General features: G+C 71.4%; 18 protein-coding genes and 2 pseudogenes. 13 read left to right on the top strand and 7 right to left on the bottom strand.

The genetic code is table 11. From position 1 onward, the window contains the following. Positions 1-67 precede the first annotated feature (67 nt). Positions 68-1,468 (top strand): M1 family metallopeptidase, encoded by a 1,401-nt coding sequence (locus D2L64_RS11650; RefSeq protein ID WP_119575499.1) that lies wholly within the window; start codon positions 68-70, stop codon positions 1,466-1,468. A 7-nt stretch (positions 1,469-1,475) separates the two neighbouring features. Here the strand turns inward: D2L64_RS11650 and D2L64_RS11645 are convergent, their stop codons facing one another. After that, positions 1,476-2,555 carry an LCP family protein gene (locus tag D2L64_RS11645; RefSeq protein WP_119575286.1) on the bottom strand — a complete coding sequence of 360 codons (1,080 nt, stop codon included), beginning with the start codon at positions 2,553-2,555 and terminating at the stop codon, positions 1,476-1,478. A 156-nt stretch (positions 2,556-2,711) separates the two neighbouring features. After that, positions 2,712-4,043 (bottom strand): hypothetical protein, encoded by a 1,332-nt coding sequence (locus tag D2L64_RS11640; protein ID WP_147376228.1) that lies wholly within the window; start codon positions 4,041-4,043, stop codon positions 2,712-2,714. A gap of 189 nt (positions 4,044-4,232) precedes the next feature. Between D2L64_RS11640 and D2L64_RS11635 the strand changes: the two genes are divergently transcribed. Together D2L64_RS11635 and guaA are read left to right on the top strand one after the other, a co-directional pair. Further along, a complete protein-coding gene (locus tag D2L64_RS11635) occupies positions 4,233-5,879 on the top strand; it encodes an FAD-dependent oxidoreductase (protein WP_119575282.1) in 1,647 nt (548 codons plus the stop codon). A gap of 141 nt (positions 5,880-6,020) precedes the next feature. After that, positions 6,021-7,577: a glutamine-hydrolyzing GMP synthase gene (gene guaA, locus D2L64_RS11630; protein WP_119575280.1), complete on the top strand. Its 1,557-nt coding sequence runs from the start codon at positions 6,021-6,023 to the stop codon at positions 7,575-7,577. 319 nt (positions 7,578-7,896) lie between these two features. Here the strand turns inward: guaA and D2L64_RS11625 are convergent. Further along, positions 7,897-8,187 (bottom strand): annotated as a pseudogene (locus D2L64_RS11625) (PspC domain-containing protein); the annotation flags it as partial. 144 nt (positions 8,188-8,331) lie between these two features. Here D2L64_RS11625 and D2L64_RS11620 point away from each other — a divergent pair. The 3 genes from D2L64_RS11620 to D2L64_RS11610 all read left to right on the top strand — a co-directional run bounded on the left by D2L64_RS11620 (position 8,332) and on the right by D2L64_RS11610 (position 11,771). After that, positions 8,332-9,279, top strand: a complete 948-nt coding sequence (locus D2L64_RS11620; protein WP_119575278.1) for an NUDIX hydrolase — start codon at positions 8,332-8,334, stop codon at positions 9,277-9,279. Positions 9,280-9,400: 121 nt separating this feature from the next. After that, complete coding sequence (locus tag D2L64_RS11615) at positions 9,401-10,474, top strand: NUDIX hydrolase (RefSeq protein ID WP_119575276.1); 1,074 nt, start codon at positions 9,401-9,403, stop codon at positions 10,472-10,474. A 364-nt stretch (positions 10,475-10,838) separates the two neighbouring features. Continuing rightward, positions 10,839-11,771, top strand: a complete 933-nt coding sequence (locus D2L64_RS11610) for a CDP-alcohol phosphatidyltransferase family protein (RefSeq protein WP_119575497.1) — start codon at positions 10,839-10,841, stop codon at positions 11,769-11,771. Between the two features lie 62 nt (positions 11,772-11,833). Here the strand turns inward: D2L64_RS11610 and D2L64_RS11605 are convergent, their stop codons facing one another. The 3 genes from D2L64_RS11605 to D2L64_RS11595 form a co-directional block, all read right to left on the bottom strand. Continuing rightward, on the bottom strand, positions 11,834-13,081 hold the full coding sequence (locus D2L64_RS11605; protein ID WP_119575274.1) for a phosphatidylserine decarboxylase: 1,248 nt from the start codon (positions 13,079-13,081) through the stop codon (positions 11,834-11,836). A 198-nt stretch (positions 13,082-13,279) separates the two neighbouring features. Beyond that, positions 13,280-13,738: a hypothetical protein gene (locus D2L64_RS28495; RefSeq protein WP_119575272.1), complete on the bottom strand. Its 459-nt coding sequence runs from the start codon at positions 13,736-13,738 to the stop codon at positions 13,280-13,282. After that, on the bottom strand, positions 13,735-15,426 hold the full coding sequence (locus tag D2L64_RS11595; protein ID WP_119575270.1) for a PspC domain-containing protein: 1,692 nt from the start codon (positions 15,424-15,426) through the stop codon (positions 13,735-13,737). The genes D2L64_RS28495 and D2L64_RS11595 overlap by 4 nt, the downstream gene beginning before the upstream one ends. 170 nt (positions 15,427-15,596) lie before the next feature. On the opposite strand from D2L64_RS11595, the gene D2L64_RS11590 reads away from it, so the two are divergent. The 7 genes from D2L64_RS11590 (at position 15,597) to D2L64_RS11560 (ending at position 23,856) form a co-directional block, all read left to right on the top strand. Next, a complete protein-coding gene (locus tag D2L64_RS11590; RefSeq protein WP_119575495.1) occupies positions 15,597-16,862 on the top strand; it encodes an ATP-binding protein in 1,266 nt (421 codons plus the stop codon). Continuing rightward, a complete protein-coding gene (locus D2L64_RS11585; RefSeq protein WP_119575493.1) occupies positions 16,862-17,548 on the top strand; it encodes a response regulator in 687 nt (228 codons plus the stop codon). The genes D2L64_RS11590 and D2L64_RS11585 overlap by 1 nt, the downstream gene beginning before the upstream one ends. A gap of 363 nt (positions 17,549-17,911) precedes the next feature. Next, positions 17,912-19,549 carry a peptide ABC transporter substrate-binding protein gene (locus D2L64_RS11580; RefSeq protein ID WP_119575268.1) on the top strand — a complete coding sequence of 546 codons (1,638 nt, stop codon included), beginning with the start codon at positions 17,912-17,914 and terminating at the stop codon, positions 19,547-19,549. A gap of 100 nt (positions 19,550-19,649) precedes the next feature. Beyond that, complete coding sequence (locus tag D2L64_RS11575; protein ID WP_119575266.1) at positions 19,650-20,711, top strand: ABC transporter permease; 1,062 nt, start codon at positions 19,650-19,652, stop codon at positions 20,709-20,711. A 77-nt stretch (positions 20,712-20,788) separates the two neighbouring features. Further along, entirely contained in the window at positions 20,789-21,730 is a 942-nt protein-coding gene (locus D2L64_RS11570) for an ABC transporter permease (protein WP_119575264.1), read from the top strand. Positions 21,731-21,815: 85 nt separating this feature from the next. Next, positions 21,816-22,853 (top strand): ABC transporter ATP-binding protein, encoded by a 1,038-nt coding sequence (locus D2L64_RS11565; RefSeq protein WP_119575262.1) that lies wholly within the window; start codon positions 21,816-21,818, stop codon positions 22,851-22,853. After that, the gene (locus D2L64_RS11560; RefSeq protein WP_119575260.1) at positions 22,846-23,856 is read left to right on the top strand and encodes an ABC transporter ATP-binding protein; all 1,011 of its coding nucleotides are present in this window, start codon (positions 22,846-22,848) and stop codon (positions 23,854-23,856) included. Before D2L64_RS11565 ends, D2L64_RS11560 begins: the two co-directional genes overlap by 8 nt. Positions 23,857-24,042: 186 nt before the next feature. On the opposite strand, the pseudogene D2L64_RS11555 reads toward D2L64_RS11560, so the two are convergent. Continuing rightward, positions 24,043-24,306 (bottom strand): annotated as a pseudogene (locus D2L64_RS11555) (chorismate mutase); the annotation flags it as partial. Positions 24,307-24,510 lie beyond the last annotated feature (204 nt).

Raw genomic sequence — 24,510 nt, 5'->3', positions numbered from 1 at the left:
CACGTATCGGCGAACCCAAGTCCATGATCGACGCGGCTGGCGGCGGTAGGCTCGGCGGGTGAACAGGGTGGTGGGGCGGCACGTGCGCGGGCTGGCGGTCGCGGTGGTGGCCGCGGTCGCGCTGGTCAGCTGCACCGGCGGCGAGGATCGGGACGGGTTCCGACCGGGCAGTGTGGACCTCGCCGACCCGTACGTGCCGGGCAGCGGCAACGGTGGCTACGACGTCGACCACTACCGACTCGCGGTGCGGTACGACCCGGCCGACGACCGGCTCACCGGTCGGGCCGAGGTCACCGCCACGGCCACCCAGCCGCTGAGCCGGTTCAACCTCGACCTGGTCGGCCTGCGGGTCGGCACGGTCACCGTGGACGGTGCTCCGGCCGAGCACCGGCACGCCGACGGCGAACTGACCGTGACCCCGCGTCAGGGGCTCGGCAAGGGCAGCCGGTTCACCGTCGAGGTGGCGTACGCCGGTGTGCCGGAACCGGTCACCGACGGTGTGCTGGGCGGCGGCGGCTTCCAGCACACCGACGACGGGGCCATCGCCCTCGGCCAACCACACTCGGCGGCGACCTGGTTCCCGGTCAACGACCACCCCTCGGACAAGGCCACCTACGACATCGAGGTGACCGTCCCGGCGGGGCTCGCGGCGCTGAGCAACGGGGTGCCGGGGGAGCGGACCACGGACGACGGCTGGACGACCTGGCGGTGGGCCGAGCGCTCGCCGATGGCGAGTTACCTGACCACACTGGTGATCGGCGACTATCGGGTGGAGGACGGCAGTCACGACGGCAAGCCGTTGGTCACCGCCGTACCGACCGAGTTGCCGGCGACCGGGCCCGAGGCCAGGTCGCTGGCCCGGACCGGGGAGATCGCGGACTACCTGGCCGGTCTCTTCGGGCCGTACCCGTTCGAGGCGTACGGCGGGGTGGTGGTGGCCGACGAGCGGATCGGGTACGCGCTGGAGACGCAGTCGAGGCCGGTCTACGGGCCGGGATTCTTCCGTTCCGGCGAACCGAACTACGGGGTGGTCGTCCACGAGTTGGCCCATCAGTGGTTCGGCAACAGCGTGGCCCTGGCCCGGTGGAGCGACATCTGGCTCAACGAGGGCTTCGCCAGTTACGCCGAGTGGCTGTGGGAGGAGCACGACGGCGGGCGCACCGCCCAACGCAACTTCGAGCAGCAGTACGCCGTCACGGACTGGTCCCGGCGCACCCTGGACCCCGGTCCCGGGCAGCTGTTCAGCACCGCCGTCTACAAGCGCGGGGCGCTGGCCGTGCACGCCCTGCGGCGGACGGTCGGCGACGACGTCTTCTTCCAGATCCTGCGCACCTGGGTCACCGAGCGGCGGGACGGCACCGCGACCACGGACGACTTCGTCGCCCTGGCCGAGCGGGTCGCCGGTCGCCCGCTGGGCCCGTTCTTCGACGCCTGGTTGACCGGCGCCACCCCGCCCGACCTGCCCTGACCCTCGGCTAGCGGGGCACCTTGAGTTTCGGGTTGTCGGCGAGGAACTCGTCGACCCGACCGGCCCGCAGTTCGGTGAGGAAGCGGCGGCCGACCTGGGTCAGTTCCTCGCCCCGGTAGGCGTTGCCCCGGCCGACCGCCAACCCGGGCAGGCCGACCAGCGTGATCGCCTCCGGCGACAACCCGCCGAGGGCGTACGCGAACTCCACGATCCGGCGTCCGCCGACGTAGAGGAGCATGTCGTCGAGCGCCGCGACCACCTGCTCGATCCGCTCCGGCTGGCGGGCCAGGTCCGTGTCGAGGATCTTGCCGACCATCGACCGGATCAGCTGCTGCTGGTGGCGTTGCCGGGTGTAGTCGCCGCCGGGCAGGTAACGCTGCCGGGCGTAGTCCAGCGCCTGCCAGCCGTTGAGGTGGGCCTCGCCGGGCTCGTACACCATCTGCGGCCCGACGTAGCCGCCGACACCGGGGCCGGGCGAGCGGTGCTTGCCGTCCGGCTGGCGGTGCCGCGAGACGACCCGCTGGTCGATCTCGATGTCCACACCGCCGAGGCTGTCCACCAGCCGGTCGAACCCGCCGAAGGTGAGCACCGCACCGGCGTCGAACCGCAGGCCGGTGTAGTCGCTGACCACCTTGCTCAGCAACTCGTAGCCCTGGGCCGGATCCGGCTTCTTCGGCTCGTCCGGTACCCGGCTGCCGTAGCTCATCGCGTTGGTGAGCTTGGTCCGCCCACCCCGGTAGCCGGCGGCCTCGAACGCCGGCACGTCCACCACCAGGTCGCGGGGGAGCGAGAAGAGGTACGCCCGGGACAACCCGGCCGGTACGTGCAGGATGAGCACGGCGTCGGCGTGCGGCTCCCAACCCGGCACGCTGACCCGGGTGTCCACCCCCACCAGCAGCAGGTTCAGCGGGCCGGTGATGTCCGCCCCCGGCGGCGGGCTCGGGCTGGGGCTGACGCTGGGTGACGGGCTCGGGCTGCCGGTGGTGGCGACCGGTGTGGTGTGCTCGTCGTCGGGGCCCCGCGTCGCCACCACCGCGATCACCGTGAGTACCGCGATGGTCGCCAGACCGGCCAGCGCCAGCGTCAACCGCCTCCGGTTCCCTCCCCGCGACGTCCACGAGGATGTCGACCCGCCGAACGGTCCACTGCGCTGATCCACGGTCGTGAACCTTTCGTCATGGGTTGAGCAGATCGTGGTGGTCGGGAGAAGGTGGGCCCCCGGTCATCCCGGGGACCCCGACGGTCACTGCACGAAGATCTTCTTACTGGTCGCGGCCTGGAAGTTGGCCGGGTCACCCGGGTACCGCGCTCGCCACCAGCCGGAACGGTTCTCGGTCAGCCGGCCCTCGAACTCGTAGCCCGTGCCGTCCCAGTACGACTGGTCGTCGTCGCCAACGGTGACCCAGTCACCGGTGCCGGTCTCGGAGAACTGGAACTCGACCGGAATGGTCCCCGGCGTCATGCTCCCCGGGAACTGGACGTGCCCGTGCAGGTGCACCCTACCGTCCGCCGCTCGTGAGGCGGTGAAGTCCGAGATCGACGACGGCTGGAGCACGGCGATCGCCACGTCCCGCTGGCTGTGCGCCACGTACGGGTCCGAGTGACCGTCCGGCCGGTTCGGCGCGGAGTAGGCGGCGCGGAGCGTGGTGCTCGCGTACGGCGTCACGGTCAGCGTGTAGCTGCCGTCGGCGGTGACCGGCACGCCGTCGAGGTAGGTGCAGTAGTCCTGATCGTTGCAGGAGAGCAGGTTGACCTGACCGGCGGAGACCGGCGTCCAGCCGTCCGAGGTACTCCACGTGGCCGTCCCGGAGACGGTGACCGACTCGCCGGCCTTCACCTTCTTGGCCGAGACCGTCGCGGTCACCCTGGTCGCGCGCGGCTTGATCGCGATGACCGGCGTGTCGTGGGACGACGACAGGTGGTAGGGCCGGGCCGGGTCGTGCCCGTAGTTGATGAAGATCCTGCGGTTGCCGTCGACGATCGGCACCGCGGCAGTGAACTTGCCGTCCGCGCCGGTGGTCGTCTCGTACCAGTCGTTGTTCAGCAGGGAGATGGGGGCGCCGGCCACCCGCCGGATCTCCATCGAACCGGGCTGGCGGCTCTTGAGTACGCCGGTCACGGTGACCGACCGCCTGTCGTAGGTCGCCGTGGCCGGCTTGACCGTGACCGAGTCGAGGTACGTCACGACGACGTAGGCCAAGCTCCCGGCGTTCGTCACGCGGGTGGTGACGCCGTTGGTGTCGGTCACCTCGACGTCGACCGGGTAGTAGCCCAGCTGGGGCAGTATGAACGGCTCCTGCGTGGCCCACACCTGGTTCTCGTCCTCGGGCTCGCCGCGGTAGCGCCAGAACGAGGCGGTGGAGGCGATGACCTCGCCGGTGTTGTTCTTGACGTCGGCGTGCACCTTGGACACTCCGGCGGCTGACCGGATGCCGACGAGCAGGACGCCGGTGTTTCCCTCGAATTCGCTGGTCGCGTACTGAATCTGCGGGCCGGCGGCGGCCTGGGCCGCCGCCGGGACCGCGAAGACGGTAAGCGCCACCAGCGCGGCCATGACGAGCCGAGCTGTTCTCATGTCGAGCCTCCCCGTTCGAATGTCGCTCACATCGAGCGGTCGCATTGTATGGGTCGGCTCCGACGGCCGGTGCGACGTCGTGGTGCGGCTGCGGGATGTCCCCCGGTCCGGCGAAGTCGACGCGTTCGCGCTGCGAGATCGTCGGGATCCGTCCTGGCGCGAGAGCTACTCGCGGGTAATGATGCCTGCATGCGGTACGACGTGGTCGTCATCGGGTCGGGCTTCGGCGGCAGCGTCGCCGCCCTGCGGCTGGCCGAGAAGGGCTACTCGGTCGGCGTCCTGGAAGCCGGCCGGCGGTTCGCCGACCACGAGTTCCCACGGACCTCGTGGCGGCTGCGCCGGTTCCTCTGGGCACCCCGACTGGGCTGCTTCGGCCTGCAACGGATCACCCTGCTGCGCTCCGCCGACCGGCGGTCCGCCGGTGGGGTGCTGGTGCTCTCCGGTGCCGGGGTCGGTGGCGGTTCGCTGGTCTACGCCAACACGCTGTACGAGCCGCTGGAGGGCTTCTACGCCGACCCGCAGTGGCGCGACATCACCGACTGGCGGGCCGAACTCGCCCCGCACTTCGCCGAGGCGAAGCGGATGCTCGGGGTGACCACGTACCCGGTCGTCACCGGCGCGGACCGGGCGATGCGGCGGGTGGCCGAGCGGATGGGGGTGGCGGACACCTTCCACGCCACGCCGGTCGGGGTGTACATCGGGCGGCCGGGCGAGCGGGTGGCCGACCCGTACTTCGGCGGGGCCGGGCCGGCGCGTACCGGCTGCACCCACTGCGGCGCCTGCCTGACCGGATGCCGGGTCGGGGCGAAGAACACCCTGGTCAAGAACTATCTCTGGCTGGCCGAGCGGCTCGGTGCACAGGTGCACCCGCTGACCACCGTGACCGCGGTACGACCCGACGGCGACGGGTACGCGGTGCACACCGAGCGCACCGGCGCCTGGGCCCGTCGGCGGCGGCAGGTGATCCACGCCGACCAGGTGATCTTCGCGGCCGGGGCGCTGGGCACCCAGCGGCTGCTGCACGAGATGCGGGAGCGGGGCGCGCTGCCGGCGCTCTCGCCCCGGCTCGGCGAACTGACCCGGACCAACTCCGAGGCGATCCTCGGCGCGTCCGTCCCCCGCCGGGCGGCTCGGGCCAGGGGAGTGGACTTCACCGAGGGGGTGGCGATCACCAGTTCGTTCCACCCCGACCCGCAGACCCACATCGAGCCGGTCCGCTACGGGCGCGGCTCGAACGCGATGGGGCTGCTCCAGTCGCTGCTGGTCGACGGCGGGCCGCACCGGGTGCGCCGCTGGCTCGGCCAACTCGTCCGGCAGCCCCGGCGGGCCGCCGCGATGCTCTCGGTACGCGGCTGGTCGGAGCGTACGGTGATCGCCCTGGTGATGCAGTCGGCGGACAACTCGCTGACCACCCGGCTGCGGCGCGGGCCGCTCGGCCGCCGGCTGGTCGCCGGCCCGGGGCACGGCACCCCCAGCCCGACCTGGATCCCGGCCGGCAACCGGGCGGCACGGCTGCTCGCCGAGGAGATCGACGGTACGCCGGGCGGGGCAATGACCGAGCCGTTCGACATCCCGATGACGGCGCACATCCTCGGCGGCGCGGTGATCGGCACGTCCCCGGCCGACGGGGTGATCGACCCGTACCACCGGGTCTTCGGCCATCCTGGCCTGCACGTGGTGGACGGCGCCGCGATCTCGGCCAACCTTGGCGTCAACCCCTCGCTGACCATCACCGCACAGGCCGAACGCGCCATGTCCCGCTGGCCCGACAAGGGCGACCCCGATCCCCGCCCACCCCTCGGCTCCCCCTACCACCCCCTCCCCACCACCCCCTGACGTACGTGATCTTGCACTTCGCGTCGCCGTATAGCGCCATATAAGGGGCATAACGGGGCGGAAAGTGCAAGATCGACGAGGATGGGGTGGTGAGGGCGGGCGGCGGGGGAGGCGCCGTCACGCTCGGTAGGATTGCCGGCTATGAGCCTGCCGCGCCCTGTCCTCGTGGTCGACTTCGGTGCCCAGTACGCCCAGCTGATCGCCCGCCGGGTGCGTGAGGCGAGGGTCTACTCCGAGATCGTCCCGCACTCCATGCCCGTGGCCGAGATGCTGGCCAAGAACCCCGCCGCGATCATCCTGTCCGGCGGCCCGGCCAGCGTCTACGAACCGGGCGCCCCGCAGGTCGACGACGGGCTGTTCAAGACCGGTGTGCCGGTCTTCGGCATCTGCTACGGCTTCCAGGCGATGGCCCGGGCGCTCGGCGGCACGGTGGCCCGCACCGGCAGCCGCGAGTACGGCGGCACCCCGCTGCGCCCGCGCCTGCTCGAACCCGGTGTCCTGCTCCGGGACCTACCGGCCGACCTGCCGGTCTGGATGAGCCACGGCGACTGCGTGACCGAGGCGCCCGAGGGCTTCGCGGTGACCGCCGAGTCGGCGGGCGCGCCGGTGGCCGCCTTCGAGGACCTGGCGGGGCGGCGGGCCGGTGTGCAGTTCCACCCCGAGGTGGGGCACACCGCGCACGGGCAGGAGATGTTGACCCGCTTCCTGTACGAGATCGCCGAGATCGAACCGACCTGGACGCCTGAGAACATCATCGACGAGCAGGTGGCCCGGATCCGCGAACAGGTCGGCGACAAGGAGGTCATCTGCGGCCTCAGCGGCGGGGTGGACTCCGCGGTCGCCGCCGCGCTGGTGCACCGCGCCGTCGGCGACCAGTTGACCTGTGTCTTCGTCGACCACGGCCTGCTGCGTGCCGGCGAGGCCGAGCAGGTGGAGAAGGACTACGTAGCCGCCACCGGCATCAAGCTCAAGGTGGTCGACGCGGCCGACCGGTTCCTCGGCGCACTGGCCGGGGTGACCGACCCGGAGCAGAAGCGCAAGATCATCGGCCGGGAGTTCATCCGGGTCTTCGAGGCCGCCGCCCGGGAGATCGCCTCGCACGGCGACGTCGAGTTCCTGGTCCAGGGCACTCTCTACCCGGACGTGGTCGAGTCCGGTGGCGGCACCGGCACCGCCAACATCAAGAGTCACCACAACGTCGGCGGACTACCCGAGGATCTGAAGTTCGCCCTGGTGGAGCCGCTGCGTACGCTGTTCAAGGACGAGGTCCGTACGCTCGGCCTCCAGCTCGGCCTGCCCGAGGCGATGGTCTGGCGGCACCCGTTCCCCGGCCCCGGCCTGGCCATCCGGATCATCGGCGCGGTCGACCGGGAACGGCTCGACATGCTGCGCCGGGCCGACTTCATCGCCCGCCAGGAACTCACCGCCGCCGGGCTGGACCGGGACGTCTGGCAGTTCCCGGTGGTGCTGCTGGCCGACGTGCGCAGCGTCGGCGTGCAGGGTGACGGGCGCAGCTACGGTCACCCCGTGGTGCTGCGCCCGGTCTCCAGCGAGGATGCGATGACGGCCGACTGGTCCCGGCTGCCCTACGACGTGATCGCCCGGATCTCCACCCGGATCACCAACGAGGTCGCCGAGGTGAACCGGGTGGTCCTGGATGTCACCAGCAAGCCGCCGGGCACCATCGAGTGGGAGTGACGCCGGCTCAGGCCGGCGGCTGAGGCGTCCGGGCCGTCTCGTCGGACTGCGGCCCGGTCACCGCCGGGCCCGGTTCGGTCCCCGCCGCCGATCGCGGCGCCGGTCCGGTCGCCGCCTGCTGCGGTGCGGGCGCCTGCTGCGGTGCGGGTGCTGCCGGGCCGGGTGCTGCCGGGCCTGCCTGCGGAACCGGCGCGGTCGGCGCCGCTCCGGCCGGTGGGGTCGGTCCGTACTGCGGCGCGGGCTGGGGTGTCGGTCCGTACTGTGGCGCGGGTGCGGGCTGGGGCGCCGGGAAGGGCCAGGCCGGGTGCGGCGTGGCGGCCGTCGGGCCGGGAGGGTACGGCGGGCCGCCGGTCGGCCCGTGTGACGCGGCGCCCGCCGGGTGCGGCCAGGCGGGAGCGTCGGTCGGCTCCTGGGGCATCAGGAACCACATGATCGGGTACGCCAGCGCGGCGATCCCGCCGGTGATCAGCGTGGCGACCGCGAACGCGACGCGGACCAGGGTGGGGTCGACGCCGAAGTAGCGGCCCAGGCCGCTGGCCACCCCGGCGACCATCCGGTCGGTGGTCGGGCGGCGCAGTTGCTTGTACGGGGCGTGAGGTGTGGAAGTCATGCCTCCACGCTCCTCGCCGGGGCCGCCATCGACCTCGGTGACCGCCCGGATCAATACCCTGACTTGTGCCTCAGGGGGGAGCGATCAGTCAGGAATCCGACTCTTTTCCGCGCCGGTAACCGGTCACGGGGAGAATTTGGCTCCGTGACCACCATGCTGGAGCCGCTCCGCAGGATCGCGGCATACGCAGTCTGTACTGATTCGGTAGACCGAGTGTTGCTGGTTCGCGCATCGGAGCGCTCCGGCACCCCCGGTACGTGGTCCCTGCCCGGTGGGGCGGTCGACCACGGCGAGGATCCCCAGCACACCGTCGTCCGTGAGACCGCCACCGAGACCGGTCTGTCGGTGGCCGTCGCCAGCCTGCACGATGTGCTGGCCGACATGCGGGCACTGCCCGAGCGTGGCATCACCATCCATACCGACCGACTGGTCTACCGGGTCTCGGTCCGGGGCGGTTCGTTGACCGACCGGGTCGACCGGCCCACCGATCTGGCCCGCTGGTTCACCGTCGACGAGGCCCGGCAACTGCCGCTTCGTTCGTTCACCGCCCGCGCCCTCGGGCTGCCCGCCTCCTCGGCGGACATCGTGCCGGACGAGCCGCCGGAGTTCCCCTCCTTCTACGCCGTACCCGGCCCCGACGGGCTGCACCGGGCGCAGCGCTTCGCCGCGTACGCGGTCGTCACCGATCCCGCCGGGCGGGTACTGCTGACCCGGGTCTCCGACGGCTACCCGGGTGCCGGGTGTTGGCACCTGCCGGGCGGCGGCACCGACTACGGCGAGCAGCCGGGCGCGGCGCTGATCCGGGAACTGGTGGAGGAGACCGGCCAGACCGGGCGGCTGATCGGCCTGCTCGGCGTCGCCAGCCACCGGGACGCGGCGTCGCTCGGCCCCGAGGGCTACCCGATCGACTGGCACGGCGTACGCGCCTTCTATCGGGTGGTGGTGGACCAGCCGGCTCCGCCCACCGTCGGTGATGTCGGTGGCTCCACCTGTGAGGCCCGCTGGTTCGCCCAGGAGGAACTCGGTGCCCTACCCACCGACCGCCTCACCGAAGTGACCGCCGAAGCCGTCCAAGCCGCCCGCCTAACCTGACCCCCACCCCACCCCCCCACTCCGCCGCCCCGCACTCCGCGCGTTGATCATGAAGTTACTGTCGGGACACGCCGGCATGGCTGGCGATAACTTCATGATCGACGGGGTCTAGGCCGGGGGGATGGGTGTGCGGCAGGTGCGGCGGGTGGGGGCGTACGGGGTGCTGCGGGACGACGGCGGGCGGGTTCTGCTCGTGCGGGGTTCCGCGCACGCCGACTTCCCGGGTGTGTGGTCGTTGCCCGGCGGCGACCTTGATCATGCCGAGCATCCGGCGTCCGCGGTGATCCGCGCGGTTGCCGAGCAGACGGGTCTGGTCGTCGAGGTGACCGGGCTGCGGGCGGTGGTCGCGGACGTGGTGCCGTACCCCGACCTGGGGGTGGCTCTGCACACCGACCGGATGCTGTTCGACGTGACTCCGGTGGTCGAGGCGCCGCGCTCGGGACGTCGTCGGCCGCACGAGCCCGTGGCGCACAGCACCGAGCCCGAGCTCGAGTGCGGCGCCGAGCCCGAGTGCGGCGCTGACTCCGTGGCGCGCGGCGCCGAGCCCGAGCGCGGCGCCGAGGCCGAGTACGGTGCCGACTCCGTGGCGCGCGGCGCCGACGCTGCCGAGCGCGGCGGCGAGCCGGCCGGTTTTCTTGCGCCGGACGAGGCGGCCGGGGTGCCGCTGCTGCCGTTCACCGCGGAGGCCCTCGACCTGCCGGTCGTACCGCTGCCGCCGGAGGCGCTGCGGCGCCGGGAACCGTTCGGCGCGCCGGAGCCTGGCCGGCGGCAGCGTTTCGGGGCGTACGGGTTGGTCACCGACCCCGCTGGCCGGGTACTGCTGGCGATGATCGCGGACGGCTATCCGGGCGCCGGCCAGTGGCACCTGCCGGGCGGCGGCACGGATCATGGTGAGCAGCCTGTCACCGCGCTACTACGGGAACTGGTCGAAGAGTCCGGTCAGCTGGGTCGGGTGACCCAGCTCATCGGGGTGGACAATCTGCACACTCCGGCCGCGCTCGGGCCGGAGGGGTACCCGATCGACTGGCACGGCATCCGGGTGGTCTACCGGGTGGTGGTGGACGTGCCGACCGAGCCGGCGGTGACCGAACTGGCCGGTGGCTCCACCGCCCGCGCCGCCTGGTTCACCTCTGCCGAAGTGCGGGAACTTCAGTTGACGGAGATTGCCGCCGATGCCCTGGCGGCTGTCGCATAGCGGGCTGTCGCGGCCGGGCGGAACTTCGCTGATCAGCCCCGAGTGCCTGGCTCCGGTACAGTCGGAGGTAGGGCTGACGGAGGAAAACGGGCGATCATGCCCAGATGGGAATAAAGGCCCGCTTCGCGCGGTTACGGGAGATATAAGTACCGCCGGCAGCTATCGCCAATCCCTACCCCCTTGTGCGATGGTGTACTCCGCAAAATGGCTGCCGGGCCAGAACGGTCCGGCACGAGGCAGCCGGACACCCGCCCGCACGGCGGTCAGCTGATCCGGTGATGGAGGAAACGTGCCGAGAGCCCCATGGCGCCGGCGTCGTACGACTGACAGCCCGCGTCCCGCAGGGCGAAGCTGGACGGGCCCGCTGCGCCGCAGCGGCACCCTGGCCCGTCAGGTCCTGCTGGTCCGCGTCGGCCGCCGAGATGCGGAACTGCACGGCGGAACCGACGCGCTGCCCGAGCCCCGGTATTCGGACCGCCCCCGCCGCCGCTACGGCCTGCAGCGGTTCCACCGGACCCGGATCGAGACGATCGCCCCGGTCAGCCCCGCCGTCACACCGACACCGATGGTCGAATCCCCGGCCGCGGACGAGTCGACGGCCACCGCCGTACCGCTGCTGCCCGGCGAGCCCACAATGGCCCGGCGGGCCAAGTTCGCGCTGGTCAACGCCTGCACCCTGGCCAGTCTGCTGCTCGGCATCAACGCGATCTTCGTCGCCATGCGGGGCGACGTACGCCTCGCCGCCCTGCTGCTCATCGCCTGCGTCGCCTTCGACGGCCTGGACGGCGCGCTGGCCCGCCGGCTCGGCGTGTCCAGCCCGTTCGGCGCCCAGATGGACTCGCTGGCCGACATGTGCTCCTTCGGCCTCGCCGCGCCCGTGGTGGTCTACGCCTCGCTCGCCGGTGAGGTGCCGACGGCCGCCGCCGGGGTGGCCGCCGCGCTCGTCGCGGCGTGCGCGGCGATCCGGCTCGCCCGGTTCAACGTCTCGCCCAAGGACGGCCGGTTCTTCTGTGGCGTACCCACCACGATGGCGGCGGCGGTACTCGCCCTGATGGTGGTGATCGGCCTGCCCGTGCCCGGCGCGGTGCAGATCGCCGGGGTGGCGCTGCTCGCCTTCACCATGGTCAGCAGCTTCCCGTACGCCAAGCTCGCCCGGCTGGTCAAGCTGCCGCCGTGGGTATGGCTCGCGCCGGTGGTCGGCGCGCTGATCGACATCCGGCTCACCTTCGGCCTGATCGTGGTGGGTTACCTGATCAGTGGCCCGGTGCTCTGGCTGCGGCAGCGTCGCACCATCTGATCCTCGTACGTGAGAAGGGGCGCCGCGGTCGACCGCAGCGCCCCTTCTCACGTACGGCTCGGTCAGCGCCAGCGGGCGATGACGGTGGCGCCGCCGACCACCTTGTCGCCGGGCCCGACCAGCGGGTCGGCGGCCTCCGCCGGCAGGTAGACGTCGGTCCGCGAGCCGAACCGGATCAGCCCGAACCGTTCGCCGCGCGCCAGCAGCGTGCCGATCGGCGCGCGCTGCACGATCCGGCGCGCGATCAGGCCGGTCCGCTGCGCCACCACCACCGTCCCGTGAGTGGTGTCCAGCACCGTGTACGCGGCCACGTTGTGCTCCGCGTCCGGCTTCATCGCGTTGACGAACCCGCCGTCGGCGACGAAGTAGTCCACCACCTTGCCGGCCACCGGTGCGCGGTTGACGTGCACGTCGAGCACCGACAGGAAGACCGCGATCCGCAGGAACTCGCCGTCGCCGAACCGTTCGTCGTGCAGCCGCTGCACGGACAGCACCTGGCCGTCGGCGGCGGCCACCACGGCCGACGGATCCTCCGGCACGTCCCGCTCCGGGTCACGGAAGAAGGCGGCGACCGGCGCGGCGGCCAGCGCGGGCAGCAGCCACAGCTTCGACTTCGGCCGGGCCAGCCGGGTCAGCGCGGCAAGCCCGAGGGCGATCCCGGCGGCGGCCACTCCGTTGGAGTCGATGTGCATGTCCCGGGTGAGCGGCACGCTCGACGGGCGGTAGGCCGGGGCCAGGCGCTCGGCCGCTGCCGCGTCGGCCGGGGTGAAGCGGAGCCGGTGGATCCGTACCGGCATCTGGTTGCGCAGCACCAGGTCGCTGCCGACGCCGTGCAGCGCGGCCTGCCGGTCCAGTTCGGCGGCGGCGCCGGCGGTCCGGCCGACCCCGGCGGCCACGCTGAGCACCGCCCCGTCGGTGAGGTACTTGCTCAGCGTCTCGACGACACCACGGGCCTCCTCGGCGGTGCCGACGAGCGCTTCACCGGCGACGACCACCGCGGCCGGCTCGGCCTCGGCGAGGCTGTCCACGACGCGGACCCGGTCGGCCACCCAGCGACCCTGGGCGGTGACGTGTTCCCGCAGCGCGGCGGCGTCGACCGAGTCGCCCGGCACCACGGTGAGAGTGTCACCGGGCAGCAGTGCCTCGATCGCGGCGGCCAGCACCGCGGACTCCGGGGCCGCGCCGACCAGCAGGGCGGCCTTCGGGTCGTTGATCCGGGCGAGCTCGGAGACGAGTGTGCGGGCGGCACGCTCGCCGAGGCGGACCGGTCCGGTCCGGCCGGGGGCGGGCACACCGGGGAACTGGGTCATGTCGAACGGGCTCCTGACGAGTTGATGGCGGCGGACGCGAGATCACCGGCCGGCGGCGGGGTCGGCCCCTCCGCGAGCGGCCCTTCCGCGAGCGGCCCGCGCGAGCCGATGGCCCGCGAAGGACGCCCGCGACGGGCTGGCCGACGCAGGCGGGAGCACACCGGCCAGCATAGGCGGCGGGTACGCGGTGCCGCATGGTCAGGCAGCGGGACCGCGCGGCTGCGGTGGTGCGGCCCCGTCGTCGACCGGCAGGTCGAGCGTACGGTCCGCGCTGGTCTCCGCCCACGGCCGCGCGGGCTCGCCGTCGGTGTCCAGCCAGGACACGCCCGGTTCGGTGGGCTCGGCGCTGGCCGGGTCGGCGCTGCCCGCCTCGCCCGGGTCGGCACTGCCCGCTGTGGCACTGCCCGTCGCGGTACTGCCCGGCCCGGCCGGTTCGGGGCTGCTCGGCCCGGTCGGCGCGGCGGTGTTGCCGTGCCGGCTCGAACGTAGCGCGCCGATCAGGCCGAGCGCGCCGACCAGGATCAGCCCGCCGGCCAGGAACCAGCCGACCGGCGGCAGGACGAGACCGAGCACCTGGGCCAGCAGCCACCAGGCGCTGAGCGCGAGGAAGAGCAGCCCGAAGGCGAACGACACCAGGTCGGTACGGTGGGCCTTCATCGGGTCACCTCCATGTGTCCGGCGTTGACCTGCAGGTTCAGGCGCAGCTTTCCGCCGCCGGCGCCGTCCGCGCCGAGGTCGACGGTCTCCCGGCGTTGGTTGTCCATGCCCCAGGAACGCCGCTCACCGAAGACGTTCGCATCACCGGCGGTCACCTGGGTCGCCACGGTCACGTCCACGTTCGGCGGCACCACAACGGTGGCCTCACCGAAGTTGATCACCACGGTGATCTCGGTGTCCTGCTGGTCGAAGTCGATCGCCCGCAGGTCGAGCAGCGCGTCGGCGAAACTCTGTTCGTACCGGACGGCGAGGTCGCGGTGGTCGGTCGGCGCCCAGGTGACCGTGCCACCGACGCCGCGTACCCGGTCGTACGAGTCGGCGACGGTGGCCACGCCCAGCGCGACGGCGGTCACCAGGCCGAGGGCGATCAGCCACCGGGCCCGACCGAACCAGGTACCCACGAGCAGGCCGAGACCGATCACCGCGAGGGCCGCCGCGAAGTAGGCGGAGGCGCCGATTCCGAAGATGCCGAGCAGGTCGAGGATGACCACCAGCCCCAGCGCTACGAAGATCAGCGAGAAGGTCACCGCGCCGAGCGCGGATCGCTCCCGGGGCTTCTTCGGTGCCTTGGGCTTGGCCGGTGACGGTGACGGTGACGGTGGGGGCGGGGGCGGTGGTCCCGCGTACGGGCCGTGTGGGGCGAACGGGGGACGGTAGGTCGGTGGTGCCGCCGGGGTACCGACGGTCGGCCAGGTCGGCGGCGACAGCGGCCGGGTCGGCTCGTCCGGCTGCCCGGGCGAGGGTGTGCCGGGTGCGGTGGTGGTGCCGGACATCGGCGCGTACGGCGCGAAGGCGGGCGTGGTCGGGGTACGGCCGGAGCCGGGCGGCGGCGGGTACGCCATGGGTGCGGGGTAGCTGACCGGTGGTACCGGAGCGGTCGGTGGCGTCGGTGGCGCGGGCGGTGGCGCCCCGGCGGTGGACGTCTCCCGCTGTTGCCGGTTGAGCAGCAGCGCTCCGCCGACCAGGATTGCCGCGCCGAGCAGCACCGCGCGGAACGCGTCGGTGACGATGAAGCCGAAGCCCACCGCGACCAGGACGCTGAGCACGATCACGGTGACCGGCGACATGCTCGACCGACCGCGACCCAGCATCGACTCGACCGGCGAGGCACTGTCGCCCTCACCGGGGATGATCAGCCAGGCGGCCACGTAGACCAGGACGCCGACGCCGCCGAAGAAGCCGAGCACCGCCAACAGCACCCGCCAGAGCACCGGGTCGGTGTTGGTGGCCCGGCCGACGGCGGCACACACCCCGGCCAGGTATCGGCCGTCGCGGGGGCGGACCAGCCCGTACCGCGAGGTGAAGCCGGCACCGCCGAAGGCGGCGCCCGCCGGGCCTCCACCGGGCGGCGGCGCTCCGGCCGGGCCTCCACCGGGCGGCGGTGCTCCGGCCGGGCCTCCACCGGGCGGCGGTCGTGGGATGTCGGCCGGGGCGCCGGGTCGGGCGGCGTCGGGACCAGGCGGGGCGGTGTCGGGCGTGGGCGCGGCGGCACCCGGGTCGTACTCCGGTTCGGTCGGTCGCTGCGCTCCGGCGGGCGATGGCGTCGCGACCGGCGGCGGGGTGTGGTCCCAGGCGGCCTCGGGTTCCGTCGGCTCCGGCCGGGGTGGCTGGGCAGCGTCGTCGGTCATGCCTCGATCCTGCTGTGCGCGCCGCCCGAGCGGCCTCCGGAAACGACCCTGACCCCACCCTGAGATACGACGCCCCCGGATGTCGGGGGCGTCCCCGTGGTCGAGTGACCGCGCTACGTGTGACGATCGGGTCGGTGCCGGAACGAGACCACCGCCGGCCCCGTCCCGTCCTGACCAGGGAGCCTGTGATCAGCACCGTGAGCCAGCCACCCCGCCTCTACCGCGCCCCGGAACACCGGATGGCCGCGGGGGTGGCCGCCGGCATCGCCGAGCACCTCGGCGTCCCGGTACTGCGGGTTCGGGTCGCCTTCATGGTGCTGCTCGGGCTGAGCGGTCTCGGCCTGCTGCTGTACGCGGCCTTCTGGGCCGTCGTACCGCTGCGTCCCGGTGACACCGCCGTGCCGCCCCGCCGGGACGTCGCGCAGCTGCTGCCGTTCGTGGCGATCGGGCTCGGCGTACTGCTGATCCAGGTGCTGGTCTTCGACTCGGTGGGCGCGACCGGCACGGCCGGTTGGCTGGTCGCGATCATCGCGGTCGGTGCCGGGGTGATCTGGCACCAGTCCGGCCCGGAGCGGCGGCGCCAGTGGGGCGACTCGCTGCCGGTGCCGTGGCTCACCGCCGTGGTGGAGGAGAGCGACCGTCGCGCCTTCGTGCTCCGTTTCGTCGGTGGCGGGGTGCTGGTCGCGGTCGGCATCATCGGGGTCGCCGCGGTGTACTCACCGGCCCAGAACCTGGACGCCGTGATCAACGGAGTGATCTTCGCTCTGGTCGGGCTGGCCGGGGTGGGGGTGGTGGCCGCGCCGGTGCTCTGGCGGACCTGGAACCAGCTCCGCTCCGAACGCGAGGGGCGCATCCGTGAGCAGGAGCGCGCCGAACTGGCCGCCATGGTGCACGACCAGGTGCTGCACACCCTCGCGTTGATCCAGCGCAACGCCAGCGACGTCAAGACGGTGCAGCGACTCGCCCGTGGGCAGGAGCGCTCGTTGCGCAACTGGCTCTACAAGCCCACCGCCTCACCGACGGAACGCTTCGCGGCCGCGTTGGAACAGGCGGCGGCCGAGGTCGAGGATACCTTCGCGATCACGGTCGAGACCGTGGTGGTCGGCGACCGGGAGACCGACGAGCGGGTCAGCGCGCTGGTCGCCGCGGCCCGCGAGGCGCTGGTGAACGCCGCCCGGCACGCCGGGGTGCAGACCGTCTCGCTCTACGCCGAGGTGGAGCCCGAACAGGTCAGTGCGTTCGTACGGGACCGGGGGGCGGGCTTCGACCCGGATACCGTGGAGGATCACCGGCACGGCGTCCGGGGCTCGATCATCGGGCGGATGAAGCGGCACGGCGGTCGGGCGGAGATCCGCTCCCGGCCGGGTGAGGGGACCGAGGTCCGGTTGATCCTGCCGATCACCTGGGACTCGGCCACGGCGGAGAGGGACAGATGATGGCCGAGCAGTCGACCCGACCGAGCGAGCCGGCGGGGACCGGGCCCGAGCGGCTGCGGGTGTTCCTGGTCGACGACCACGCGATGTTCCGCGCGGGCGTCCGCGCCGAGCTGGGGGTGCACGTCGACGTGGTGGGCGAGGCCAGCACGGTAGCCGAGGCGGTCGGTCGGATCGCGGCCACCGAGCCCGACGTGGTGCTGCTCGACGTGCACATGCCGGACGGCGGCGGCCGGGCGGTGCTGGAGGCGATGCGCCGCAGTCACCCGCAGGTGCGGTTCCTGGCGCTCAGCGTCTCCGACGCCGCCGAGGACGTGATCGGGCTGATCCGGGCCGGCGCCCGGGGCTACGTCACGAAGACCATCTCACCGGACGAGCTGGCCGCGGCGATCCGCCGGGTGGCCGACGGCGACGCGGTGTTCAGCCCGCGGCTGGCCGGGTTCGTGCTGGACGCCTTCGCGGCCCGGCCGGACGCCCCGGTCGCCGACCCCGAGCTGGACCAGTTGACCAACCGAGAGCGCGAGGTGCTGCGGTTGCTTGCCCGGGGGTACGCGTACAAGGAGATCGCCCGGGAGCTCTACATCTCGATCAAGACGGTCGAGACGCACGTCTCCAACGTGTTGCGCAAGCTCCAGATGTCCAACCGGTACGAGTTGTCCCGGTGGGCGGCGGACCGGCGGCTCGTCTAGCCGATCATCCGGATCGCCGGATCGATCACCCGGGCGCTCGGTTCGGCCGCCCGTGTGGAATCTCCCTCGTCCTTTCGGTTAACATGGCGAGGCGAGTGGTGGGGCTCACGGTACTGATTCCCGCCACTTCTAGGGCTGTCGCGGCCCCGCTGCCAATCGGCCGTTCGGGCGCTTAAAACCCGTTGACGGGCAGCTCATACCATGCGTCTGGGGTGACGGGAAATCGCCTCCGGGTGGATGTCGGCCCCGTCCCGGGCGGGTATCGGCTTGATAACACGCCTTCCGGCTCGGGCGCATCGGGTGTCACAGTGGCAGGCACCTCACAACCCCCTCGTGAGCCGAGCGCCCTGAGGAGGCACTCCCATGCGCGGGAAATTCCTGAAGGTGGCGGTCGCGGCGACCGCCACCGCCATGTTGGCCACCGCTTGCGGTGGCGGCAGTGACAACAACGACGACACCGGCGGCCAGGCCGGCGGCACGCTGCGCGTGTACGCGTCGGAGCCGGCGTTCCTGACGCCGTCCGGTGCCGACGACGAGCCGTCGCTGTACGTCGTCCGCCAGCTCTACCGTGGTCTGGTCAAGTACAACGCGGAGACCTCGGCGGTCGAGAACGACCTCGCCGAGTCGATCGAGTCTGACGACCAGAAGCTCTGGACGATCAAGATCAAGAGCGGCTACACCTTCGACAACGGTGAGCCGGTCAACGCCGACGCCTTCATCCGTTCCTGGAACTACGCGGCGTACTCGCCGAACGCCCAGAACAACGGCTACTTCATGAAGCGGATCGCCGGCATCAAGGACGTCCAGTCCGTGGACCCGGACGGCGACGGCCCGCAGAAGGCTCCGGAGCCGAAGGCCAAGGAGCTCTCCGGCCTGAAGAAGGTCGACGACCTGACCTTCACCGTCGAGCTGGACGCCGCGTTCTCCGGCTTCCCGACCACGATCGGCTACCCGGGCTTCTTCCCGATGGCCCAGGCGTGCGTCGACGACATCGCCGCCTGCAACGAGAAGCCGATCGGTAACGGCCCGTACAAGATCGACGGCACCTGGCAGCACAACGTCCAGATCAACGTCGTCCGCAGCGACAGCTGGAACGGCGACGCCGGCAAGCCGGACCGCATCGAGTTCCGCATCTTCGCCGACGTCGACGCCGGCTACGCCGCCTTCCAGGCCGGCGAGCTCGACGTGATGTACACCCTGCCGCCGGCCCGGTACAAGGAGGCCAAGGCCACCTACGCCGACCGGATCCACGAGCAGCCGGGTAACAGCTTCACCTACGTCGGCATGCCGCTGTACCAGGACGAGTTCAAGGACAAGCGGGTCCGGCAGGCGCTCTCGCTGTCGATCGACCGGCAGTCCATCATCGACGCCGTCTTCGACGGCCGGTTCACCCCGGCCAGCGGCTTCGTCGCGCCGACCTTCGAGGGTGCGCGCAACGACGTCACCCCGTACGCCAAGAAGGACGTCGAGAAGGCCAAGCAGCTGCTCGCCGAGGCCGGCGGCTGGCCGGCCGGCAAGAAGCTGACCCTGTGGGCCAACGCCGGTGCCGGCCACGACCAGTGGCTGCAGGCCGTCGGTGACCAGATCAAGGAAGCCCTGGGTATCGACTACGAGCTGCGGGTCAACCTGCAGTTCCCGGAGTACCTCGAGACCGCGGACCAGAAGAAGTTCACCGGCCCGTTCCGTCTCGGCTGGGGCCCGGACTACCCGTTCCTGGAGACCTACCTGTACCCGCTGTACGGCACCGACGCGGGCAGCAACAACTCCAAGTTCACCAACGCCGAGTTCGACGCCCTGCTGAAGGAGGGTGACTCGGCCGACTCGATCCAGGCCGCGATCCCGTCCTACCAGAAGGCGGAGGACATCCTGGGTGAGGAACTGCCGGTCATCCCGATGTGGTTCAGCAAGGTGGCGGCGGTCTACAGCGAGAACGTGGACCAGTTCGTCTGGAACGGTGTCAACGGCGCGGACTACGCGGCGATCTCGCTGAAGCAGAACTGAGCAACAGCCTTCTGATCCAGCCGTAACACGACGTGGCGGCAACGGTCTCCCCACCAGGGTGATCGTTGCCGCCACGTCAGCGCCGAGAGGAGACCCCGAGATGGGGCGCTACGTCATTCGACGGTTGCTCCAGTTCATCCCCACCGTGCTGGGCACCATGTTCCTGCTTCACTATCTGACCTCGCTGGCGATCCAGTTCAGCGGGAACCCGGTCCGGGCGCTGTTCGGGGATCGGACGCCGCCGCCCGCGCTGCTCCAGGCGGTCACCGAGCGGCTGGGTTACGACGACCCCTGCCTCGGTACGCGGGGTGACCCCTGCCTCTTCCGGCCGGCCGAGACCGGCAGCGGCCTGTTCGGCAGCGGCTACGAACTGGGGCTGTTCTTCGACCGGCTCGCCAACATCTTCTTCCGCTTCGACTTCGGCATCAACCTGCGTCAGCGGGAGGTCACCGACCTGGTGGCGGACGCCATCCCGTTCACGCTCAAGCTGCTGGTCATCGCGATCCTCTTCGAGGCGATCGTGGGTATCGCCGCCGGCGTGCTCGCCGGCCTGCGCAACGGCAGCTTCACCGACTACCTGGTGAAGATCAGCACGGTCTTCGTGATCTCGGTGCCGATCTTCGTGCTCGGACTCGTGGTGCGCGAGTTCGTCGGGGTCAAGTTCGGCAACGTACTGCGGGGACAGGACTGGATCCCCGACGTGATCTCCGCGGGCATGTTCAGCCCCGGCTTCAAGGCCGACTACCCCTGGGCCAGCCTGATCATCCCGGGCATGGTGCTCGGTGCGACGTCGCTGGCGGTCACCGCCCGACTCACCCGGACCAGCATCATGGAGAACATCCGGGCCGACTACGTCCGGACGGCCAAGGCCAAGGGCCTGGCCACCAAGCGCGTCATCGGCGTGCACACGCTGCGCAACTCGCTGATCCCCGTGATCACCTTCCTGGGCGTCGACATCGGCGCCGCGATGGCCGGCGCGGTGGTCACCGAGACCATCTTCAACGTGCCCGGCATCGGCCGGCTGGTGACGATGTCCGCTCGTACCGGCGAGTCGTCGGTGGTGATCGGCGTGGTGACCATGCTGGTGCTGGTCGTGCTGATCGCCAATCTGCTCGTCGACCTGCTGTACGCCGTGCTCGACCCACGGATCCGCTATGAGTGACCGGGGCTCGACGACGATGCGAACGCAGGTCTTCCGACCGCTCCCAGTGGCCGGGCGGAGCGAAACGAGGTGTGGACATGAGTGACCTGAGCAGTGCCGGCACCGCCGTCGGCGGCGCGCCGGTGGGCGGGGACGGCCCCACGACGGATGCGCCGGGCAGCGGCGGCCAGGAGCGCAGTGCCAGCCTCTGGGCGGACGCCCGGCGGCAGCTGATGCGCGACCCGGTCTTCGTGATCGCCTTCCTGTACATCCTCGTGGTGGGCTCGATGGCGGCCTTCCCGAAGCTGTGGACCAGCCAGGACCCGCGGGCCTGCAACACCGACCGGTCCCGGATCTCCCCGAGCTGGGAGCACCCGTTCGGCTTCGACATCCTGGGCTGCGACTACTACTCGCACGCGATCTACGGCGCGTGGCCCTCGATGGTGATCGCGATCATGGCGACCGGCGGCATCGTGGTGTTCGGCGGCGTGATGGGCATGCTCGCCGGCTACTACGGCGGCTGGGTCGACGCGATCATCTCGCGGGCGATGGACATCGTCCTGTCGCTGCCGTTCCTGCTCGGCGCGATCGTGTTCCTCACCGTGATCAAGCGGCAGAACATCTGGACCCTCACCCTGGTGCTGTTCCTGCTCGCCTGGCCGACCGTCGCCCGGATCACCCGAGGCAGCGTCATCTCCTCGAAGGACCTGGACTACGTGCACGCCGCGAAGGCGGTCGGGGCGCGCAACTCGCGGCTGATGTTCCGGCACATCCTGCCGAACGCGGTCGCCCCGATGATGGTCTACGCCACCATCGTGCTCGGTTCGTTCGTCGCCGCGGAGGCCACGCTGACCTTCCTCGGCGTCGGACTCCAGCCACCGGCCCAGTCCTGGGGCATCATGATCTCGGTCCACCAGGTGTACTTCCTGGAGGATCCGTGGCTGCTGCTCTTCCCCTGCGGTCTGCTGGTCGGCACGGTGCTGTCCTTCATCCTCATGGGTGACGCGCTGCGTGACGCCCTCGACCCGAAGTTCCGGTGAGTCCGATGAGCGAGTCTCAGCGAGTGAATCATCAGCACAGGGCGGTCGTGCCTCATGAGGGCACGCAGCGAAGCGGAGTGCCGGCATGAGCACTGATGTGAACGTCAAGTTGGACGCGCTGCCGGGTCTCGACCCGAAGGCGCTGCCGTTGCAGGTCAAGAACCTGCAGGTGGAGTTCCGTACCCGTAACGGCATCGCGCACGCGGTCAACGGGGTGAGCTTCGACGTGCGGGCCGGTGAGACCCGGGCGATCCTCGGCGAGTCCGGCTGCGGCAAGAGCGTGACCGCACAGGCGATCATGGGCATCCTGGACAGCCCGCCCGGGTTCGTCACCGGCGGGGAGATCCTCTACCGCGGTGTCGACCTGCTCAAGCTGCCCGAGTCCGAGCGGCGCAAGGTGCGGGCGAACCGGATCGCGATGATCTTCCAGGACGCGCTCTCCGCGCTGAACCCGGTCTTCACCGTCGGGTTCCAGCTCGGTGAGCTGTTCCGCAAGCACCGCGGCATGTCCCGCCAGGACGCCAAGGCACGCTCCGTCGAGCTGCTCGACCTGGTCAAGATCCCGGCCGCCAAGCAGCGGGTGAACGACTACCCGCACCAGTTCTCCGGCGGTATGCGGCAGCGCGTCATGATCGCGATGGCGCTGGCCCTCGACCCCGAGGTGCTGATCGCCGACGAGCCGACCACCGCGTTGGACGTGACCGTGCAGGCGCAGATCATGGCGCTGCTGGCGGAGTTGCAGCGGGAACGCAACATGGCGCTGGTACTCATCACCCACGACATGGGGGTGGTGGCCGACGTGGCGGACCGGATCTCGGTCATGTACGCCGGCCGGGTCATCGAGGAAGCCGGGGTGCACGAGATCTACGCCAGCCCGGCGCACCCGTACACCAAGGGTCTGCTGGAGTCGATCCCGCGCCTGGACCTCAAGGGCCAGGAACTCAGCGCCATCAAGGGCCTGCCGCCGGCGTTGACGAACATCCCACCGGGCTGTGCCTTCAACCCCCGGTGCCGGTACGCGCAGGACGTCTGCAAGCAGGATCCGGCGCCGGCGCTGTTCCAGGTGTCGCCGAGCCGGACGGCCGCCTGCCACTTCTGGAAGGAGGTCAAGGGCGATGAGTGACGTGGTGCTGGAAACCCGTGACCTGGTCAAGCACTTCCCGCTCACCCAGGGCATCGTCTTCAAGAAGCAGATCGGTGCGGTCCGCGCGGTCGACGGGGTGAACCTGGAGCTGCGGCGGGGCGAGACGCTGGGCATCGTCGGCGAGTCCGGCTGCGGCAAGTCGACGCTGGCCCGGATGCTGGTCGGGCTGGAGACGCCGACCTCCGGTGACCTGTTCGTGCAGGGCAAGAACATGTCCAAGGTCGGTGCCGAGGAGCGGCGTCGGGGCCGGCGAAACATCCAGCTGGTGATGCAGGATCCGTACACCTCGCTCAACCCGCGGATGACCGTCGGCGACATCATCGGCGAGCCGTTCGAGGTGCACCCGGACGTGGTGCCGAAGGGCAGCCGGCGGCGCAAGGTGCAGGAGCTGCTGGAGCTGGTGGGTCTGAACCCGGACCACATCAACCGGTACCCGCACCAGTTCTCCGGCGGGCAGCGGCAGCGCATCGGGATCGCCCGGGCGTTGGCGCTCAACCCGGAGATCATCCTCTGCGACGAGCCGGTGTCGGCGCTGGACGTCTCGATCCAGGCGCAGGTCATCAACCTGCTCGAGAAGCTGCAGAACGAGCTGGGCCTGTCGTACGTCTTCATCGCCCACGACCTGTCGGTGGTCCGGCACATCGCCGACCGGGTCGCGGTCATGTACCTCGGCAAGATCGTCGAGATCGGTACCGAGGACGAGATCTACGAGAGCCCGACCCACCCGTACACCCAGGCGCTGCTGTCGGCGGTGCCGGTACCGGACCCGAAGCTGCGCGGGCAGCGGGACCAGATCGTGCTGGTCGGCGACGTGCCGTCGCCGGCCAACCCGCCCTCGGGCTGCCGGTTCCGGACCCGCTGCTGGAAGGCGCAGGACATCTGCGCCGAGCAGGAGCCGCTGCTGCAGATCCGGGACAAGTCCGGCCACCCGAGCGCCTGCCACTTCGCCGAGGTACGCGACGTGGTGCACGCGACGGAGTAGTCGCACAGACGCCGCCGGCCCGTCCATCCGTACCGGGCGCGGCGGTGAAGGTAAGTGCCTCCTCAGTGAACCGGGGCGTCGGCCGTCACCAGCGGCCGGCGCCCCGGTTCCCCGTACCGGGCCGGCGACCGGCCGGAGCACCGGCCCCGACGACGTCGAGACCCGGTGGCGCGGTGTGCCCGCCGGTCAGAGCGGCCCACGACCGGCCCGCAGCAGCAGCAGGGCGAGTTGGGTGCCGTCGGCACCGAGGGCGACCCGGAACCGCTCCAGGATCTCCTGCTCGCGGGAGAGCACCAGCCGGGTACCGCCGGAGGCCATCCGGGTCGCACCGACCTCACGGGACAACGCGGCCCGCTCCTGCCACAGCTCGATCAGCGTCTGGTCGATCTCGTCGATCCTGACCCGGATCTCGGCGATCCGGGCGGCAGCCGTCGGCTCCGCGGTACCGGTACCCGGTTCGGCGCCGTCGCCGGTCTCCGGCTTGGTGCCGTCGCCGGTCTCCGGCTTGGTGCCGTCGCCGGTCTCCGGCTTGGTGCCGTCGCCGGTCTCCGGCTTGGTGCCGTCGCCGGTACCCGGCTCGGTGCTGTTACCGGTCTGCGGCCCGGTGCCGTTGGTGGTCACGCCGGAACCGCCGGGGACGCCGCTCTGCTCCAT

Source organism: Micromonospora radicis, from assembly GCF_003583405.1.
In the GTDB taxonomy this organism is placed as follows: domain Bacteria; phylum Actinomycetota; class Actinomycetes; order Mycobacteriales; family Micromonosporaceae; genus Micromonospora; species Micromonospora radicis.
This window is presented reverse-complemented; position numbering and strand designations above follow the sequence as displayed.